This is a genomic window from Modestobacter sp. VKM Ac-2984 (assembly GCF_026967985.1).
Lineage (GTDB): Bacteria > Actinomycetota > Actinomycetes > Mycobacteriales > Geodermatophilaceae > Modestobacter.
The window spans coordinates 1-1,261 of sequence record NZ_JAPVBJ010000018.1 but is presented as its reverse complement, the minus strand read 5'-3'; the positions used below and the strand labels follow the sequence as shown (position 1 = coordinate 1,261).

At 69.3% G+C, this 1,261-nt stretch carries 2 protein-coding genes; both read right to left on the bottom strand.

Annotated elements, in window-relative coordinates; all coding sequences use genetic code 11:
- Positions 1–14: 14 nt before the first annotated feature.
- Positions 15–911: an IS3 family transposase gene (locus O2W16_RS21585; protein ID WP_269160901.1), complete on the bottom strand. Its 897-nt coding sequence runs from the start codon at positions 909–911 to the stop codon at positions 15–17.
- A complete protein-coding gene (locus O2W16_RS21580; protein WP_269160900.1) occupies positions 908–1,198 on the bottom strand; it encodes a transposase in 291 nt (96 codons plus the stop codon). Before O2W16_RS21580 ends, O2W16_RS21585 begins: the two co-directional genes overlap by 4 nt.
- Positions 1,199–1,261: the final 63 nt, after the last annotated feature.

Below are 1,261 nucleotides of genomic sequence, written 5' to 3'. Positions count from 1 at the left end.
TGAAGTGACCCCCGTCAGGCGGACACCTCGTTCTGTGTCAGGTGCATGGTCTCGTAGTCGGTGGGGCTGAGGTTGCCGAGCCGGGAGTGCCGGCGGCGGGTGTTGTAGAAGCCTTCGAGGTAGGAGAAGACCTCCATCTCCAGCTCGTGGCGGGTCGGCCAGGAGCGGCGGTAGATCAGTTCGGTCTTCAGCGTGGCGAACACCGATTCGGCCATCGCGTTGTCGAACGCCGAGCCGACCCGCCCCATCGAGGCCAGTACCCCGGAGGCGCGCAGCGCCTTGCCGAACTCATATGAGGTGTACTGCGTGCCGCGGTCGGTGTGGTGCACCGTTCCGGCCGGCGGCTTGCGGGTGGTGATGGCCATGCCGACGGCGTCGAGGACGAGTTCGGTGCGCAGGTGGTCGGCCATCGCCCAGCCGACGACCTTGCGGCTGAAGGCGTCGACGACCACGGCGAGGTAGACGAAGCCTTCCCAAGAGCGCAGGTAGGAGATGTCGGCGACCCACAGCTGGTTGGGGGCGGCCGCGGTGAAGTTCCGTTCGACTAGGTCCGGGGCGGTCGCGGTGGAGACCGAGCGACGGCCGTACTTGCCGCGCCGGCGCCGGTGCACGCCCTCGATCGAGCCCAGGCGCATCAGCCGAGCGACCCGTTTCCGGTTCCAGTCGTGCCCGCGGTCGCGGACCTCTGCGGTCAGCCGGCGGGCGCCGTAGATCCGGCGGTGGGCGACCCAGGCTTCGCGGGCGGCCTCGATGGCGTAGGCGTCGTCGAGTTCGGCGGCCGTGGGTCCGCCGGCGCGGGCGGCCCAGGCGTAGAAGCTTGTGGGACTGATCCGGAACACTCGGCAGAGACGGCGCACGCCGTAGCTGGTCTTCTCCGCGGCGATGAACTCGCAGACCAGTCCGCGGCTCACCGGCCCGTCTCCCGAGCGAAGAAGACCGCGGCTTTTTTCAAGATCTCCCGCTCGAGCTCCAGCTCGGCGACCTTGCGCCGCAGCCGGGCCAGCTCCATCCGCTCATCAGCACTGAGCGCGGCCGGCCCATCGGCTCGCTGACGCTTCTCGGCGGTGACCCAGTTGCGCAGCGTCTCGTGGTTGATGCCGAGCTCGCCGGCGACGTCGCGGATGCTGCGGCGGCTGTCCAGCACCAGCTGCGCGGCTCGCTGCCGGAACTCCTCGGGGTACTTGCTCCGTCGGCCCACTCGGGCCCTCCCTCCTTGGCTGATGCCAAGTCTGGAGGTGTTCAGCCGACGGGGGTCACTTCA